We start from the raw sequence: 20,107 nt of genomic DNA, 5'->3' as shown, positions 1-20,107 counted from the left end.
AAAGGCGTAGGGCCGGACGTGCTGGTGCCCGTTTGCCTGGAACGCTCTCCGGATATGATCATCAGCATAGTAGGCATCCTGAAGGCCGGCGGTGCCTATGTACCGGTAGACCCTGACTATCCTGCAGAGCGCATCCGGTTTATGATAACCGACACAGGAGCAAACCTGTTGCTAACAGATAGCCGGCAGGAAGCGGCGCTCAGGGAAATGGACATATCACCGGAGATATTGTTGCTGGATGAATCCGGGGACCTGCTGGACAGTTTCCCGACAACTGCAATGGATGCCGGTCTTCAGCGCCATCACCTGGCCTATGTGATATATACTTCCGGTTCCACCGGCAAGCCCAAGGGAGTGATGAATGAGCACGGAGGCATAGTAAACAGATTGCTATGGAAACAGTCTTACTTTGGTTTGAAGGAAGGGGAAGGGGTGCTGCAGAAAACCACCTTCAGTTTTGACGTATCTGTATGGGAACTGTTATGGCCGCTGATCACCGGCGCCCGTCTGGTGTTTGCGCGCCCGCAGGGACAAAAAGACGCCGATTACCTGAAAGAAGCAATCCGGCGTTATGATATCAGCACTGTCCATTTTGTGCCATCCATGTTGCAGGTCTTCCTGGACAGCGTAGGCGATGCAGAAACGTTACCGCTCACCCGGATCATATGCAGTGGCGAGGCCCTGAAGCCGCAGCAGGTGCACGATGTGCAGTTACGTATACCCGGTGCGGAGTTATATAACCTTTACGGCCCAACGGAGGCCGCGATAGACGTTACCTGCTGGCATGCCCCGCGTCATGTTGAGAATAATATTATACCGATAGGTCAACCGGTATCGAACACACAGATACACATCCTGAATGAGCGCGGAGAGCTGCTGCCGGTGGGCGTTGCGGGTGAACTGCATATAGGTGGCGTCCAGGTGGCGCGCGGTTACCTGAACCGCCCTGAACTGACGGCGGAAAGGTTTATAACAGATCCCTTTAACGGGTCAGGTGGCCGGCTGTACAGAACGGGCGATCTGGCGCGCTGGCTTCCTGATGGCAACATCGAATACCTGGGCCGTATAGACGACCAGGTGAAGGTCCGTGGTTTCCGCATTGAGCTGGGCGAGATTGAAAGCGTACTGCAACAATGTGAACTGGTGAACCAGGCTGTGGTGTTGGCCATATCAGATGGGGCTGATACAAAGCGATTGGTGGCTTATGTGGTGCCGCAGGGCGCTTTCGACAAAGAAGGTATCCTGGCCTGGCTGAAAGCAAGACTGCCGGAATACATGGTGCCCAGATTGCTGATAGAATTAGGGGAGATCCCGCTGACCGTGAATGGGAAGGTAGACCGTAAAGCGTTATCCGGCCCCGCGGCACTGCTGCCCGAACAGGCGTACGTGGCACCGCGGAATACCACGGAAGCAAAACTGGCCGCTATATGGGAACGGCTGCTGGGGGTACAACGGATAGGCATATATGATGATTTCTTTGCCGCTGGCGGACATTCGCTGCTCTCCATGAGACTGGTGGCAGCATTACGCAAGGAAATGCAGGTAATATTGTCCGTGAATACCATCTTCAGGTATTCCACTGTTGCCCTGCTGGCCGCTTATATCCGCGAACAGGCGCAGCCCGGCAATATTACCGCTATCCGCGCTTTACCACGCCCTGAACGTATCCCGCTTTCGTATAGCCAGCAACGTTTATGGTTCATACACCAGCTGGAAGGCAGCGTGCATTACCATATGCCGGGCGTATTAATTCTTGATGGCACGCTGAACAAGCCCGCCCTACAATCTGCATTACAGGCTATTGTCAACAGGCATGAGGTATTGCGTACCGTAGTGGAAGAAACAGGTGGAAATGATTACCAGCGCGTGATGGACAAAGATGCCTGGCAGTGGCAGGAAACAGATCACGCTTTATCAGCAGCAGAGATTAAAGCGCTGATCGACCAGCCGTTTGATCTGAAGAGAGACCATATGCTGAGGGCACATCTGATTCGTCATCACGATACCCGGCATACATTGGTGCTCACTATCCATCATATCGCCGGCGATGGCTGGTCCACAGGCATTCTCATTAAGGAACTGGAGGAATTGTATAATGCCTGTGCAACCGGCAAGACAATACAGCTTTCCCCCATTGAAATACAATATGCGGATTATACCCTTTGGCAGCAGGAATACCTGTCCGGGGACGCTATTCAGCAACAGCTGCGCTATTGGAAAAATCAATTGACGGGCACTGCGTCCCTGGACCTCCCGACAGATCATGCAAGGCCTGCTGTACAAAGCACTCATGGCGCTGCACGTATTTTCCAGTTGGACAGAACGCTTTATGCCGACTTGCAGGCGCTTGCCCGCGAAGAAGGAGTGACGCTGTATATGCTGCTGCTGGCTGCTTTCAAGGTGTTATTGCACCGCTATGCCGGCCAGGAAGATATTTGTGTAGGTACGCCGGTGGCTGGAAGAACGGCTGCGGAGACAGAACCCCTTATCGGTTTCTTTACCAACACGCTCGCCCTGCGTACCAGCCTTAACCCGGGTCTTCCTTTTTCTGCCTATCTGCAACAGGTGAAGCAGGTCACGCTAAACGCCTATGACAACCAGGATGTTTCTTTTGAAAAAGTAGTGGAAGCGCTGGAACTGGAAAGGGACCTGTCCAGGCATCCGTTGTTCCAGGTATTGTTTACACTGGAAAACACGCCAGAGCTTAATGCGCTCCGGCTGGAAGGTTTGCAGGTCACTGGCGCTGAAGTAGAGACCCATACCGCCAAATTCGATCTTACTTTTTCTGTTCGGGAAGTGCAGCAGGGTCTAAAGCTGACAGTGGAATATTGTACAGATCTTTTCGAGGAGGCGACCATCGAGCGGATGGCCCGGCATTTCCGGCAGTTGCTGTATGCGGTGGCGGCCACGCCATCCGCTACAGTAGGAGCATTGCCTATGCTGGAAGCCTCAGAGCAGCAGCAGTTGTTATTTGATTTCAACGACACCGCTGCCGATTATCCTTCTGCCGCCACTATACCGGACCTTTTCAGAAAACAGGCCGCTCTTCGGCCGGAAGCGACGGCAGTAGTATTTGCGGATACTACGCTTACCTACGCCGCGTTGAATGAACGTTCTGACGCGCTGGCCTGTTATCTCCGGGATAAGGGCGTTACCACCGAAACGCTGGTGCCTGTATGTATGCACCGCGCCCCGGACATGATCGTGGTGCTGCTGGCCATCCTGAAGGCAGGCGGTGCTTATGCGCCCATAGACCCCGCTTATCCGGATGACCGTATCCGATACATCCTGTCAGACCTGGGTGGGCCGCTGCTGATCACCGTCAGCGATCACCGCTCCCGGCTGGCATCGCTGCAACCGGCCCAGGAAATAGTGTGCATCGACACCCTGACGAATATCCCTGCTGCCGGTGACCTCACATCCGTGGAGCTACATGCAGACAACCTGGCGTATGTGATGTATACCTCCGGTTCTACAGGCCGTCCGAAAGGGGTGTTGGTAGAGCATCATAATGTAACCAGCCTGGTGTGTGATCCTGGTTATATCTCATTTACACCGGCAGATGCTATCCTCTCAGCCGGGTCTGTGTCTTTTGATGCCACGACCTTTGAATACTGGGGCATGTTGCTCAATGGGGGCCGCCTGGTATTGAGCCGGGAGCATGAGCTGCTGGATGTGGTTACATTAAAAGAAGAGTTGCAGAGCAGAGGAGTAAACAAGATGTTCTTTACGACCAGCTGGTTCAACCAACTGGTAGATACCGATATTACTGTTTTTTCGGGGTTTGAAGTGATTCTGGTAGGAGGAGAGAAGCTGTCAGAAAGCCATGTGGAAAAATTACTGACTGCATACCCATCGATAGGGGTGGGTAATGGCTATGGCCCTACGGAGAACACCACCTTCTCCCTGAGTTACCGTATCGACAGAAATAATCTGCGTGCGGTTATTCCAATCGGTTTACCGTTGGCAAACAGAACAGCGTACATACTGGACGGTTCACTGCAACCGGTACCCATAGGAGTGACCGGAGAATTGTATGTGGGTGGCGCCGGGGTGGCACGTGGTTACCTGAACCATCCGGAGCTGACGTCCAGCCGTTTTCTGTTATCGCCATTTGTGGCAGGAGAACGTATTTACCGGACAGGGGACCTCGCCCGCCGCGAAGCAGATGGTCTTATCACTTTCATGGGCCGTACGGACGACCAGGTGAAGATCCGCGGCTACCGCATAGAACCAGGGGAAATAGAAAACGTATTGCAGGAGTTGGCCGGTGTAAAACAGGCATTGGTAACGGTGCGCACACATGCCGGAAGCGGGAAACAGTTGGTGGCTTACATAGTGCCGGCTGAAGATTACAACAAAGAATACATCCGGTCAGCCCTCAGAGAGCGCCTTCCGGACTATATGGTCCCCTCTTTTATCGTCGAGATGGAGGCATTCCCACTGAATGCCAACGGTAAAATAGACAGGGGGCTATTACCGTCGCCTGATCCGGGCACAGGAAGCCAACGTGCGTATACTGCCGCCTCCAGCCCGATGGAAATGCTATTGGTGGACATATGGGAGGAATTGCTAGGTGCCCGGCGTATAGGCGTTCATGATAATTTCTTTGAGCTGGGAGGCCATTCCCTGCTGGCGATGCGTGAAGCGGCGGTGTTGCGCAACCGCCTGGAGGTGGAGCTTCCAATCAGGTCACTATTCCAGTACCCGACAATAGCGGAGCTGGCAGCCTATATAAGCGGGCTGTCACAAGAGAACCGATTACCTGCAATTACCGCAGGCGGGCGTCCTGACCGTATCCCGCTTTCGTATAGCCAGGAACGTTTATGGTTCATTGACCAACTCAGCGGGAGCACACAGTTTCATATGCAGGCCATACTGGAGCTGAAAGGAGAGCTGGATATAGCTGCATTGGAACAGGCACTCGGTGCTATTGTAAACAGGCATGAAGTACTACGCACTGTAATGACAACGGAAAACGGGATCGCTTTCCAACAGGTCATCCCTTCCGGCAACTGGCTGCTGGACCGCATTGATGGGCCATTGACAAGTACGGAAATCCACGACATCATCCATCGTCCTTTTGATCTCTCGGCAGACCATATGTTGCGGGGACATCTTATCAGCCAGTCGGAAGATACGCACATACTGGTGTTGACCCTGCATCACATTGCAGCCGATGGCTGGTCGGTAAGCATTATTGTGAAAGAATTGGTCGCCTGGTATAATAGCTATACTACAGGTACGCCCGCACAGCTTCCGGATATACCCGTACAATACGCCGATTATGCATTATGGCAAAGGAAATATCTCACCGGAAAAATACTGGAAGAAAAAGCAGCTTACTGGAAACAGCAACTGGCCGGTGTAGCGGTACTGGAATTGCCAACAGATTATCCGCGTCCTGCCGAGCAAAGTACACGCGGAACGATATATCAGTTCCACCTGAACAGGCCTTTGCTGGACGGTTTGAAATCGCTTTCCCTGCATGAAGGCAGTACACTGTTTATGACGCTGCTGACAGCCTTTAAGGTGTTGCTTTACCGCTATAGCGGGGAAACTGATATCTGTGTAGGTACGCCTGTTGCGGGAAGAACACACCAGGAAACTGAAAATCTGATAGGTTTCTTCATCAATACCCTTGCTCTCAGGAGTAATCTGTCAGGAGATCCGTCTTTTGTATCCCTGTTGCAGCAAGTGAAAAAAACAACCCTGAACGCCTGGGAGCATCAGGAAATACCATTTGAAAAAGTAGTGGATGCAGTGGCTGTAGCCCGTAATATGAGCCATAGCCCTGTGTTCCAGGTGATGTTTGTATTGCAGAATACTCCTGATGTGCCGGAAATACAGTTGGGCGCGCTGAAGTTGAAAGAACAGCCTGTGGAAAGGGCGACCTCCCAGTACGACCTTACTTTATCCGTCATGGAAGACGCAACAGGGTTGACGGCCAGCCTGGAATATTGCACGGACCTGTTCCGCCCTGATACCATCAGCCGCATGGCTGCACACCTCGAAGTGTTGCTCGAAGCGATTGTACAGGACCCGCAAGTGAATATCGGTGCGCTGAACATACTGCCTCCTGAAGAAGAGAAAATGCTTCGGTGGCAGTTCAATGACACTGAAGCTGATTATCCGCTTCATCAGCATATCATTGATACGTTTGAACAGCAGGTATCACGCACGCCGGACGCCGTGGCGCTTGTGTATGAGTCGCAGATGCTGACCTACCGGGAGCTGGATGAGCGTTCGTCGGCGCTTGCACTTTATTTGTGCAGCAGAGGCGTACAGCCTGAGACGTTAGTGCCGTTCTGTACAGAACGTTCTCCGGAAATGATCATTGGTATATTAGGTATACTCAGGGCGGGAGCCGCTTACGTGCCTGTTGATCCGGACCACCCGGATGAACGCGTCCGTTATATCCTGAAAGATACTGCTGCGGGCATCGCTGTTTGCAGTAGCGCCTGCAGGCATCGTTTCCCCGAAACAATGGAAGCAGTTTGCCTGGACGGAGTTATCCCGCAAACGGAGGAAACTGCTGCTGTTACACTGCCGGTGTTGCGTTCCGGGCAACTGGCTTATGTGATCTATACTTCAGGTTCAACCGGCAGGCCCAAGGGGGTGTTGGTGGAACACCGGGGAATTGTAAACCTCGCCTGCTCACAGCGGGACGTGTTGCACATCAGGCAAGGTACGCCTGTGCTGCAGTTTGCATCATTCGGCTTCGATGGCAGCTGCTACGAAATATTCAACACATTATTGAACGGCGGCATCCTGGTACTGCCGAAAAAAGATGACCTTTTATCCGCTGAAAGCTTTACAGCCCTGATACACAGGCATCAGGTAGAAGTAGCTGCTTTGCCTCCTTCTTATCTGCATATTATCAGGGACATGCTTGGACCACTGAAAACAATTATTTCTGTTGGCGAAGCATTTAATAAGGAAGACGGTCTGTATATCAGTGCCAAAGGTATCCGTATGCTTAACGGTTACGGGCCTACGGAAAATACAGTAACTGTGACGATAGCGCCGCAGCCGGTAATAGACGACCGGGTTGTAATTGGCAAACCGATCCACAACGTACAGGTGCATATCCTGGATGAGAACGGAAGATTATGCCCTGTTGGTGTGCCGGGTGAGATCTGTGTCAGTGGCGCCGCTCTGGCCCGGGGTTATCTGAACCGTCCGGACCTGACAGCTGAAAAGTTTGTTCAAAGTCCCTATAATGCAAGGTTCAGTGGCCGGATGTATAAGACCGGCGATCTTGGCAGATGGCTGGCCGATGGGAATATTGAATATGCCGGAAGGAAGGATGACCAGGTAAAGGTACGCGGGTTCAGGATTGAGCTGGGAGAAATAGAAGCGGTTTTACAGGAATGTGAATGGGTGGAACAAGCGGCTGTTGCCGTGAAAACGGATGAGTTTAACAACAAACGCCTGGTTGCCTACATAGTGCCCCGTACCACCTTTGACCGTGATGCCATCGTTACGCATCTGAAAGCAAGGCTGCCGGAATATATGGTGCCGGGCATACTACAGCAGCTGGAGAAATTACCGGTCACCGTCAATGGTAAAGTAGACCGTAAAATGCTCCCGGACCCGGATGCCAATGAACTTTCCCATAACACCTATACAGCACCCCGCAATGAAACGGAATCTGTGCTGGCAGGTATCTGGCAGGACCTGCTGGGCATATCACAGGTAGGTATACACGATAATTTCTTTGAGCTTGGCGGCGATTCAATTATCACCATCCAGGTGGTAAGCAGGGCTAAACGTGCCGGCTATATGCTGCAGCCACGGGACCTGTTCCGCAGCCAGACGATAGCCGCATTAGGAGAGCTGTTACAGGAGAATACGAAACAACAGGTTACTGCCGAGCAGGGACAACTGACCGGCGCCGCCGGATTGTTACCGGTACAGCAATGGTACTTCGATACCAACGGCCAAAGCGGTGCGCATTTTAATCAGCAGTTATTGTTGGAGATATCAAAAGATATTGCTATTGAAAAACTGGACAAGGCCATACAACAACTGGCAGCCTACCACGATGCGCTCCGGTTCGTGTATACTGACCACGCGGCCGGCATACAACAGAAGTACGGGAATCATATAGCCAGCCTGGAAACGGTTGACCTGACTGATTTTCCGGCAAGTGAACTGGCCACGAGGATAAATACGGTGGGCAGTCACTATCACCGCAGCCTGGACCCTGGAACAGGGGTATTGTTCCGTGCGTTGCTGTTTCTGACAGCACCTGGAACAGCCTGTAACAGGTTGTTGCTGCTGGTACACCATTTGGCCGTGGATGGCGTTTCCTGGCGTATTCTGCTCGAAGATCTGTCATTACTACTGAATGATGATGTTCATGCTTCTCCCGAAACTATTCTGGGGCCAAAGACAAGCTCTTACCGGCAGTGGCATGACGCATTGGTGGATTATGGCCAGTCGCCGCATTTAAAGCAGCAACTTCCGTATTGGGAGGGGCTCAGGCAATTCCATACGCCGCTCAGGGTAGACAGGGAAGTGAACGGGCCTGTAACCATGCAGGATACCGGTACCTGCGAGGTCCGTCTGGATGCCGTGCAAACGAGGAACCTGTTACAGGAAGTGCCTCGTGCCTACCATACAGACATTAATGATATTCTGCTGGCCGCACTCGCCGCTGCGGCATGTGACTGGAACAGGAGCCGCAGCGTCATTATCGGACTGGAAGGCCATGGGCGTGAAGATATTATCTCCGGTATTGATACCAGCCGTACAGTAGGTTGGTTCACCAGTATGTATCCTGTGTTGTTACAGCCTGACAGTACATCAGATGTTGCTGCCCTTGTAAAATCAGTGAAGGAGCAGCTGCGGAAAGTGGAGGATAACGGCGTCGGATATATGGTGTTGAAATATATCAACCGTGCAGACAGTCTGCAGGGAAAAGACCCGTGGGAGATCGGCTTTAATTACCTGGGGCAATCAGATAACCTGGTGCAGGAGTCCGGGTATATCAGGATGGCCAAAGAATCCGGCGGTGATGCTGTAGGAGAAGGGTTTATTCTTCATGATAAAATATTTATCAATGGCGCCGTGCAGAACGGAGAACTGATACTGCACTGGGGATATAGCAGCCTGCACTACGATGCGGCTACGATCACCGCACTGGCAGACGCCTATCTGGCAACTCTCAGGGCCGTTATCAACCACTGTCTTGCGCAGGCGCCTGCGTTCACCCCATCTGACTACGGCCTGGAGCGCTGGGTGGATTACAGGGAACTGGATAGTTTCCTGGACGCCGATTACAACGGAACTTCCAGAAGAAGCCAGGTGGCTGCTTTATACCGCCTCAGCGGCCTGCAGGAAGGAATGCTGTTCCATAGTCTGTATGATGAAAAGGCAGGGACTTATATAGAGCAGTTTAAATGCACGTTGGAAAATGTAAACGAAGATGTTTTCCTCCAATGCTGGAAATATCTGTTGCAACATCACACCATCCTGCGCAGCGCTTTTTATTATGACGCGTTCAATGTGCCGGTACAGTGTGTGTATCACCAGGTGACGCTGCCGGTAACAGTACTTGAGGGGCGACAGGCTTCGCAGTTGCGGGCCATTGAAGAAGCTGATCTGCGGCAGGGATTCGATCTCGGTATCGCGCCGCTGATGCGGATTACGCTTGTCCGCCTCGGTGAAGGCCGCTACCGTTTGTTATGGACTTCCCACCACCTGCTGCTGGATGGCTGGTCCTTCCCGGTGCTGGTACAGGAGCTGCTGGAGGTATACGGGGCTTTACTCAATGGAGAACAGCCTGTAGTGGTACCTGAAGACAGGTATGAAGACTATATCCGTTTCATTTACCGGCAGGATAAAGCCGCTGAAGAACAATACTGGCGCAATTACATGCGGCATCAGACGGAAGGCACGTTGCTGCCTTTCATCGATGCGGCGCAGAGCACCAAGGGGATCGGTATCTTCAGGGAAGCCGAAGTAATCCTGGATGCAACGGTCACTACCGCGTTGTCGCAATATGCGCAACAACAGCGGATTACTCCCAATACAGTTATGCAGGGCGTATGGGCGTTCCTGTTATATAAGTACATCGGAAGCCAGCACGTGACGTATGGCATTACGGTGTCTGGCCGGCCGGAATCCCTGCCGGGCATAGAGCAACGGGTAGGTATGTATATCAATACGGTACCGTTGCATGTGGCGGTCAGCGGAGAGCGGGAGATCAGCGCCTGGCTGCAGGAATTGCAGGTGGACCAGCTGAACAGCAGAGAGTACCAGTATGCCCCGTTGAATGACGTGCAACGGCTCACCGGTATTACCGGGGATATGTTTGACAGCGCCCTGGCATTCCAGAACTATCCAGTGAGCGATGTGCTGGCATCACAGAACTGGGCTTTACGGATCAGCGAAGTAATGGCAGACCCTATATCCAATTATCCGCTGACCATCATCGTGACAATGGGTGAAAATACCCGGCTGTCGTTCAACTATAACAGTGACCTGCTCAGTGATGATGACGCGTTCCGCATTGCGGGCCATTTTAAACAGGCATTGCTGCAAATCATTTATAAAACCGCAACGCACCTTGACGACATCAGCATATTGGCCCCTGCGGAAAAAAGCCAGCTGCTGTACGGCTTCAATGCCACTGCTGTAGATTATCCGGCCACTGCCACTATTCCGGACCTTTTCAGGATACAGGCGGCACAACGGCCGGATGCGACAGCCGTGGCGTTTGAAGACACCACGCTTACCTACGCTGAGCTGGATGAACGTTCAGACGCGCTGGCCCATTATCTCCAAAGTAAGGGCGTTACTATTGAAACACTGGTGCCGGTATGTATGCACCGCTCGCCGGACATGATGGTGGTGTTGCTGGCCATTCTGAAGGCCGGCGGCGCTTATGCGCCGATAGATCCGGACTATCCGGACGACCGTGTCAGCTATATCCTGTCTGACCTGGGAGGCCCGCTGCTGATCACCAACAACAGAAACAGCGAACGGTTCAATACGCTGCAACCGCAACAGGAAGTACTCTGCATAGATACGCTGACAGATTTTTCGTCACTGTCGGGTGCTCCTGCTGTTGCCTTACGTGCAGATAACCTGGCGTATGTGATGTACACGTCCGGGTCTACCGGTCGCCCGAAAGGCGTGCTGGTGGAACACCGGAACGTAACAAGTTTGATATATGACCAGAATTATATCACATTTGAGCCAACCGATGCTATCCTGTCGGCAGGATCGGTTTCCTTTGACGCCACCACCTTTGAATACTGGGGTATGTTGTTGAACGGCGGCAAGCTGGTGCTGAGCCGCGAACATGATCTGCTGGACGTGGCAGTGTTGAAAGAAGAGCTGCAAAACAAAGGAGTTACTAAAATGTTCTTCACCACCAGCTGGTTCAATCAACTGGTAGATACCGATATCACGGTGTTTGAGGGAATGAAGGCGATACTGGTGGGAGGAGAGAAGCTGTCGGAAAAACATGCAGAGAAACTACATACGGCTTATCCTGCTATTGCGTTGAGCAATATCTATGGACCTACAGAGAACACGACCTTCTCACTGAGCTATCGTATAGATTTTCATGGCCTGCGGGCAGTTACCCCGATAGGAGTACCGTTAAGCAACAGGACTGCGTATGTCCTTGACCGTTTGATGCAGCCGGTGCCTGTGGGGGTAACGGGAGAACTGTATGTGGGCGGCTCCGGCGTGGTGCGTGGTTATCTGAACAACGAAGAGCAGACTGCCGCGAGGTTCCTGGCAGACCCATTCCTCGAAGGAGAACGTATTTACCGGACAGGAGACCTGGCCCGCCGTGAAGCGGATGGCAATATCACCTTCATGGGCCGTGCAGATGATCAGGTGAAGATCCGTGGCCATCGCATAGAGCCCGGAGAAATAGAAAGTGTACTGCATCAGTGCCCGTTGGTGAAACAGGCTTTTGTAATGGCTGTTTCAGATGCGGTGCATCAGCATAAACACCTGGCAGCATACATCGTTTCCCAGCACACATTTGACAGGGCGAGCATCCTGGAATACCTTAAAGAACACCTTCCGGACTATATGGTGCCATCTTTCCTCGTAGAGATGGAATCCCTGCCACTGAATGCCAACGGGAAAATTGATAAAAAGGCTTTACCTGCACCGGAAAAAGAGACACCCGGCACTGCTTCTTTTGTGGCGCCGCGTAATGCGCTGGAAGAAGCGCTGACAGGCATCTGGCAGGAATTGCTCAGTGTGCCACAGGTAGGGATATACGATAACTTCTTTGAATTAGGTGGCGATTCCATTATTGTGATCCAGATGGTCAGCCGCATACGGCGTGCCGGCTTTGAACTGAAGGTGGGCGACATTTTTGAAAATCAGACGATTGAAAAAATTTCAGCACATTACTATTCACAGGAAGGAGCGACCAGTAACGCTGAACAGGGCACCCTGACCAGCAGCAGCGGCTTATTGCCGATACAGCAGTGGTATTTCGAAAATGTTGCCGATACGCAGATACCTTTTAACCAAAGCGTCCTGTTGGATATAGATAAGTCCATTGCCGCCACTGCTGTCGACACAGCGATCAAGCAGCTGCATCGGCATCATGACGCGCTGCGGTTTACCTTTAAAAAAGGCGGGCCGGCATGGGAACAGATGTACGGTACCCATGAAGGGCAGGTTATGGTAGCGGATTTGCGTGATCTTTCGGCAGAAGAGCTGCCGGCAGCCATCAGGGATATCCATGATAACAGCCAGTACAGTCTTGATATTACCCGGGGCATACTATGTAATGCCGTATTTATACAAACACCTGCTGAAATAAGCGGGAACAGGTTGCTGTTAACTATTCACCACCTGGTAATAGACGGCGTGTCCTGGCGTATCCTGCTGGAAGACCTGGCGCTATTGCTGCAAGGCGGCGATATAGGCACGAAGAGCAGCTCCTGCAGGGAATGGTACCAGGCGCTTACGAATTACAGCGGCAGCAAACGGCTGCTGGACCAGCAGTCTTACTGGACACAAACCGTGAAGCGGAACATACCGTTACGTACCGATAAAACCACCAGTGCGCCGGTTACCGCAGCTGATATGAAGGGCCATACGGTCCGCCTGGATGCCCATCGTACCAGGCAGCTATTACAGGATGTCCCGCAGGCATATCATACGGTGATCAACGATCTGCTGCTGGCGGCGCTGGCATACACGCTGTCAGGATGGAACAACAACGGCCAGGTGATGATCGGATTGGAAGGACACGGCCGCGAGAATATTAATGACGCTGTAGACACCAGCCGCACGATTGGTTGGTTTACCAGCCTGTTCCCGGTACTGCTGGAAGTGAACAATGACAGCTCGTATGAACAGCTGTTGAAAGACGTGAAGGAACAGCTGCGTAAAATAGCAGATAAAGGGCTTGGCTATGGTGTACTGAAATACATTAACAGGCTGGAACCCTTGCAGGAAAAAGACCCATGGCAGGTGGTGTTCAACTATCTGGGCCAGTCGGACAATATTGTTGAAAGGGAGAGCTTCCTGCGTATTGCAGGTGAGTCGCTGGAAACAGCTGCCGGCGGGGATTTTCCGGTACAGCATCTGTTGGCGGTGAACGCCGTGGTACAGGGTGGGGAGCTCATATTGCAATGGGGGTACAGCCGGCATCATTTTGAAGCGGACAGTATACATCACCTGGCAGAGAAATATTGCCGGTGCCTGGAAGCGTTGATAGATCAATGTTTATCGGTAGAAGCCCCTGTATTCACCCCCGCAGACTATGACCTGGGAGACGTTATCAGCAACAGAGAGCTGGACATCTTCCTGGACACGCCTTACCAGGATGCCACCAGGCGCCGGTATGTGAGCGGTATGAGCAGGCTTAGCAGCCTGCAGGAAGGGATGTTGTTCCATAACCTGTTTGACGAGGGCGTGGGCGCTTATATCGACCAGTTTGCCTGTGAGCTGACAGGTGTGCATCCGGATCTGTTCCGGCAAGCCTGGAATGAAGTGCTGCTCCGTCATAGTATTCTGCGTACCGCCTTTTACAGCGAAGCCTTCAGTGTCCCTGTACAATGTGTATACAACGATATTCGTATACCGGTAACAGTTATTGACTACCGGCATTTGACCGCCGGAGAGCAGGAGGAAGCTGTGGCGGCCTTCAGCACGGCAGACAGGGCCAAAGGCTTTGACTTCGCCGCACCGCCGTTAATGCGCCTCACCTTGTTGCAGCTCAGCGATGAGAAATACAGGCTGCAATGGACGTTTCACCATATTCTGCTGGATGGCTGGTCCATTCCGGTATTGATGGAGGCATTGCTGCAAGCCTATGAGGCGCTGGCGACCGGCAGACGGCCGGTGGCTGTGGCAGAAGACCGCTACGAGGATTATATACGTTACCTGCACCGCAGGGACAGGCAGACCGAAGAGGTGTGGTGGAAGGAGTATTTATCGGGCCTGCAGGAAGGGTGCCTGTTGCCGTTTATTGGCACTACTGCAGCCAGGAATAAGGGCACCGGTGAATACAGGGAACATGTCATCTATATGGAAAGTGCTGCTGCCGAGCGTTTCGCCCAACAGTTCCATATCACCCAGAACACCCTGATGCAGGGTTTATGGGCCTTCCTGCTGTACCGCTATACTGGTAGCAGGCAGGTGGCCTACGGCGTGACAGTGTCCGGCCGTCCGGCTGAACTGGAAGGAGTGGAACAGCGGGTGGGACTTTACATCAACACACTGCCGCTGCACACAGCAATAGACGATGGGCAGGAAATTGTGCCCTGGCTGCAGGACCTTCAGGCCAAACAAACACAGGTACGCAGTTATCAGTACACTTCCCTGATAGACATACAACGGTGGGCAGGCATCCCCGGTGATCTCTTTGATACGTTGCTGGTATTTGAGAACTACCCTGTGAACCATTTGCTGGCCGGACAGCCCTGGAAGCTGAAGGCAGGTAACGTAGAGATGAATGAGCAGACCAATTACCCGCTTAGTATGGCCATCTCCACCGGTGAAAAAATAACAGTACGCTTCAGTTATAATGTCTCCCTGCTGGACGATAGCTATGTAAATGCCATCGCCGGCCATTTTGAACAGGTGTTTACACAAATAGTAACGCAGGAGGCAAGTCACATCGGCGCATTGAACTGTATCACCCCGTCAGAAAAAATACAACTCACTGACACGTTCAACGATACAATAAAAGATTACCCGGCAGCCAGCAACCTGGTAGAGCTGGTGCGTAAACAAGCTGCCGGCAGGCCTGACGCCATTGCGGTAATAATGGATGGGCAACGCCTGTCATATGCTCAGCTGGAAGAGCAGTCCAACCGGTTGGCACATTACCTGCGCGAACTGGGGGTTACAACAGATACGCTGGTACCGATATGCCTGGAACGCTCACCGGAAATGATCATCTCCATACTGGGCATTATGAAGGCGGGCGGCGCTTACGTGCCTATGGATATCGATTACCCTGCTGACAGGATACAGTATATCCTGGACGATACCACTGCCGGGATAGTGATAACCAGTAAAAACGGGAAACATAATATTCCCGGAGGGCTCTCGGTTATCTTTATAGATGCTGACGGAGAGAAGATCAGCAGATATCCTGCGGTACCGCTGCCACATACGGTAGCTCCGCATGACCTGGCGTATGTTATTTATACTTCGGGGTCTACCGGCCGCCCTAAAGGCGTTATGGTAGAACATGCAGGCATGCTCAATCACCTCTATGCCAAAATAAATGACCTGCAGATCACTGATACATCGGTGGTCGCTTACACCGCTTCACCCACATTCGATATTTCTGTCTGGCAAATGATGTCGGCATTGCTGACAGGAGGCGCTACCGCCATCTACAGCGAGGAAACAGTATTACAGCCAACGACGCTGCTGCAGTCAATTGACCGCGACGGAGTAACTATATGGGAAGTGGTGCCGTCTTACCTCGGAGCACTGCTGCAGGAGCAGGCCACGGTCGCATTGCAACAACTGCAATACCTGCTGGTGACCGGGGAAGTACTGCCACGGCATATACTGGCGCAGTGGTTCGAGCATCCGCTGTATGGGCATATTCCGGTTGTAAATGCCTATGGACCTACAGAAGCGTCCGATGATATTTGCCATCATATTATGCACCAGACACCGGAGAGCCTGAATGTGCCACTCGGTAAGCCTCTGCAGAATATGCATATATACATACTGGACTACCAGAACAACTTATGCCCTGTAGGTGTGCCGGGAGAGATATGCGTGTCCGGCATTTGCGTGGCACGTGGTTATCTCAACCAGGCTTCGTTGACGGCCAGACGTTTTGTGGCGGACCCTTTCCGTCCGGGCGTGCGGATGTATCGTACCGGTGATGTTGGCCGTTGGCTGCCTGACGGTACTATTGAATACAGGGGCCGTGCTGACGACCAGGTGAAAGTAAGAGGATACCGCATCGAGCTGGGTGAAATCGAAAATGTATTACAGCAATATCCCGGTATCAAACAGGCCGTGGTGCTGGTGAAGGATACGGCCACCGGTAAACAGCTGGTCGGCTACATCGTCTGCCACAGCACATTTGACAGAGACGGCGTTTCCGCTTATCTTAAAGCACAGCTGCCTGCATATATGGTACCTGCCATTTGGATAGCGTTGGACAGTTTCCCGCTTACTGCCAATGGTAAAATAGATAAACAGGGATTGCCTGCACCTGACGCCTCCTGGCGTGCTGATAACTATATGGCCCCCCGCAATGAAAGGGAACAGCTGCTGGCAGGCATTTGGAGCGAGTTGCTGAACATTGAGGCCGTGGGCATCCACGATAACTTCTTTGAGATCGGCGGACATTCCCTGCTGGCCATGCGCCTGACAGCTGCCCTGCGGAAATATGAACAGCTGGACATCCCCGTCAGACAAATATTTGAACATCCCACTATTGCCGGGCTCTCCGTGTATATGGCCGGATTAGCAAAAGAAACGTTGCCGCCGGTAACGAAGACGCCAGCCTACCCGCAGCACCTCCCGCTTTCGTATAGCCAGGAACGTTTATGGTTCATTGACCAGCTTGAAGGAAGCGTGCAGTACCACATGCCCGCCATCCTGCGCATGGAAGGTGCATTGGACAGGAAGGCGCTATGGAATGCCTTGCAGACGATTGTCAATCGCCATGAGGTGTTACGCACGGTCATCCGCACATCCGGCGGACAGCCTTATCAGCACATCCTTGAAAAAGATAAATGGGACTGGACGGTCATCACCGGCGATTATGACGTGGACGCACTGATACGTGTGCCATTCAACCTGTCGGCTGATTATATGTTGCGCGCCCACCTGGTACAGGAAGGGAAAGAAACACACATATTGGTGTTGACGCTGCATCATATTGCCGCAGATGGCTGGTCTGTAAGGATCATCGTAAATGAACTGACAGCTTTGTACAAGGCATATAGCGCGGCAGAAAAACCATTACTGCCGGCATTGGAGGTCCAGTACGCCGATTACGCCATCTGGCAACGCAACTATGTCTCTGGTAAAGTACTGGAAAGAAAACTTGATTACTGGAAAGATAAATTAACCGGAACTACGCCGCTCCAGCTGTCAACAGATTATCCCTATCCCGCGGTACAGACGGGCAGGGGCGCCTCCAGCCATTTTCATCTCAGCAAGGAGATGGCTGATGCATTGCAGGGTTTTTCACAGCAACAGGGTGTTACGCTCTTTATGACATTGCTCGCCGCTTTCAAGGTGTTGTTATATCATTACAGTGGGCAGGAGGATATATGTGTAGGCACTCCTGTAGCCGACAGAACGCAACTGGAAACAGAAAACCTGATCGGCTTTTTTGTGAACACACTGGCACTCAGAAGCAACCTGGCGCATAACCCGGCTTTCACGGAGCTGCTGCAACAAGTGAAGCAAACCACTTTGGATGCCTATGATCATCAGGACGCACCTTTTGAGAAGGTGGTGGAAGTGGCCATAAAAGAGCATGACAGGAGCCGCAGCCCTCTCTTCCAGGTGATGATGGCGTTACAGAACATGCCGGAAGCGTCTATACTGGAGCTGGAAGACCTCCGCCTTTTACCGGTGAGCGCGGAACAGACCACCTCCAGGTTTGACCTTACATTTATCTTGTCTGTAACATCGCAGGGGCTGGAAGGTAATATTGAATACAGTACCGACCTCTTTAACGGTAATACGATCAACCGCATGGCAGCTCATTTTGAGCAATTGTTGACAGATATCCTCAGGGCGCCTGCAACGCCGGTAGCTTTGTTGTCCGTATTGTCGCCGGCGGAAACGCATGCCATAACAGTTGACTTTAATGATATACCTGCCAGTTATACTTTACAGCCGGACAAAACGGCCCTGGACCTCTTTGCTGCATGCGTAGCGAACGCGCCGGATGCACCGGCCGTGCTGCAAGGGGATAGCATGCTGACATATAAAGCGCTGGATGAGCGGTCTTCGCAGCTTGCCCGTTACCTGCAGGATAAAGGAGTGACAGCAGAAACTTTAGTGCCGGTATTTATTAACCGTACACCGGAAATGATCATCGCGGTCATGGGCATTCTGAAAGCTGGCGGAGCTTTTGTGCCTGTTGATCCGGAATATCCTGCGGAGCGTGTTCAGTATATGTTGTCCGATACAGGGGCTACATTATTGATAAGCAACCGCGCTACCATACAGCGTTTGCAGGTGAAACAGCAGCCGGATGTCATCCTGCTGGATGATGAACAGCATATTATAGATGCTTATCCTGTCACCCAACCTGCTACCTGTCCTTCCCCTGATCAACTGGCTTACGTGATCTACACGTCCGGTTCCACTGGTCGCCCCAAAGGGGTCATGGTAGAGCACAGAGGCGTATATAACCTCGTGCAGAGCCAACGGGACGCACTGCATTTACGCCCTGGCATGAGGTCATTACAGTTTGCTTCTTTCAGCTTTGATGCGGCCTGTTATGAAATATTCAACACCCTGACGAGCGGAGGTACGCTGGTATTGCCAGAGGAAGAAGACCTGTTGTCAGTCGCGCGTTTCGCTTCATTACTGGAACGTCAGCACGTGGAACTGGTGACGTTGCCGCCTTCCTATCAGCGCGTTGTAAAAGACGTGCTCGGACCGGTGAAAACGGTGGTGTCCGCAGGTGAAGCCTTGCGGGTGGAAGACGCCCGTCATATGATGAAAAAAGGTGTCCGCGTGGTGAATGCCTATGGACCGACAGAGAATACCGTGTGTTCTACGCTCACCGGCGACCCGGTACGACCGGATAACACAGTGGTGATAGGACGGCCTGTCGCCAATGTGCAGGTATATATTCTTAATGCCTGGGGTGGTCTGTGCCCGGTAGGTGTAAAAGGAGAGATATGCGTATCCGGCCCTGGCCTGGCGCGTGGCTACCTGCACCGTCCTGACCTCACAGCAGCCAGTTTTGTCACTACGCCATCCGGTTATAGGATCTACAAAACAGGCGATGTGGGCAGATGGTTGCCCGATGGTAACATCGAATACCTCGGAAGGGCCGATGAACAGGTGAAGGTGCGTGGCTATCGTATCGAGCTGGAAGAAATTGAGAATGTAATAGAAGAACACAGCGAAGTAAGCCAAGCGGTGGTGCTGGTCCAGCCCACTGACCAGCATGATAAAATGCTGACCGGCTATATCGTCCGCCAAGGCAGTATAGACCAGGAAGGCCTTTTGTCCTGGCTAAGGACCAGGTTGCCGCAATACATGGTCCCTGCCATGCTTACGTTCCTTGATGAGCTGCCGCTGACGCCCAGCGGGAAAATAGATAAGAAAGCCCTTTTACGGTTAGACCTTGGTATTGCGCGTACGAAGGAATATGTAGCGCCTGCTGGCGAAACAGAACAAACACTTGTCACGATGTGGGAAGCGCTGCTCAACGTGCAACGTATAGGCGTTCACGATAATTTCTTCGAGATTGGCGGACATTCCCTGTTGGCGATGCGTGTTCTTGCGGCTGTGCAGGAGACTTATGGCGTAACGCTTCCGGTAAGCACATTCTTCCAGCTGCCTACTATCAGCGCACTGGCGGTACATATCCAGGTCAACCGGCAGGACGTGCAGCTGAACAAGGCGGATACCAGGTCTATCAATTTGTAAAGAATAA

At 52.4% G+C, this 20,107-nt stretch carries 1 protein-coding gene; it reads left to right on the top strand.

What is annotated here, in order from left to right; genetic code table 11:
• A partial coding sequence (locus ACTJJS_RS30825; RefSeq protein ID WP_440667625.1) for a non-ribosomal peptide synthase/polyketide synthase occupies positions 1-20,100 on the top strand: 20,100 nt, incomplete at its 5' end.
• Between the last annotated feature and the right edge of the window lie 7 nt (positions 20,101-20,107).

Source organism: Chitinophaga sp. 22308 (genome assembly GCF_052045305.1).
In the GTDB taxonomy this organism is placed as follows: Bacteria; Bacteroidota; Bacteroidia; order Chitinophagales; family Chitinophagaceae; genus Chitinophaga; species Chitinophaga varians_A.
This window is presented reverse-complemented; position numbering and strand designations above follow the sequence as displayed.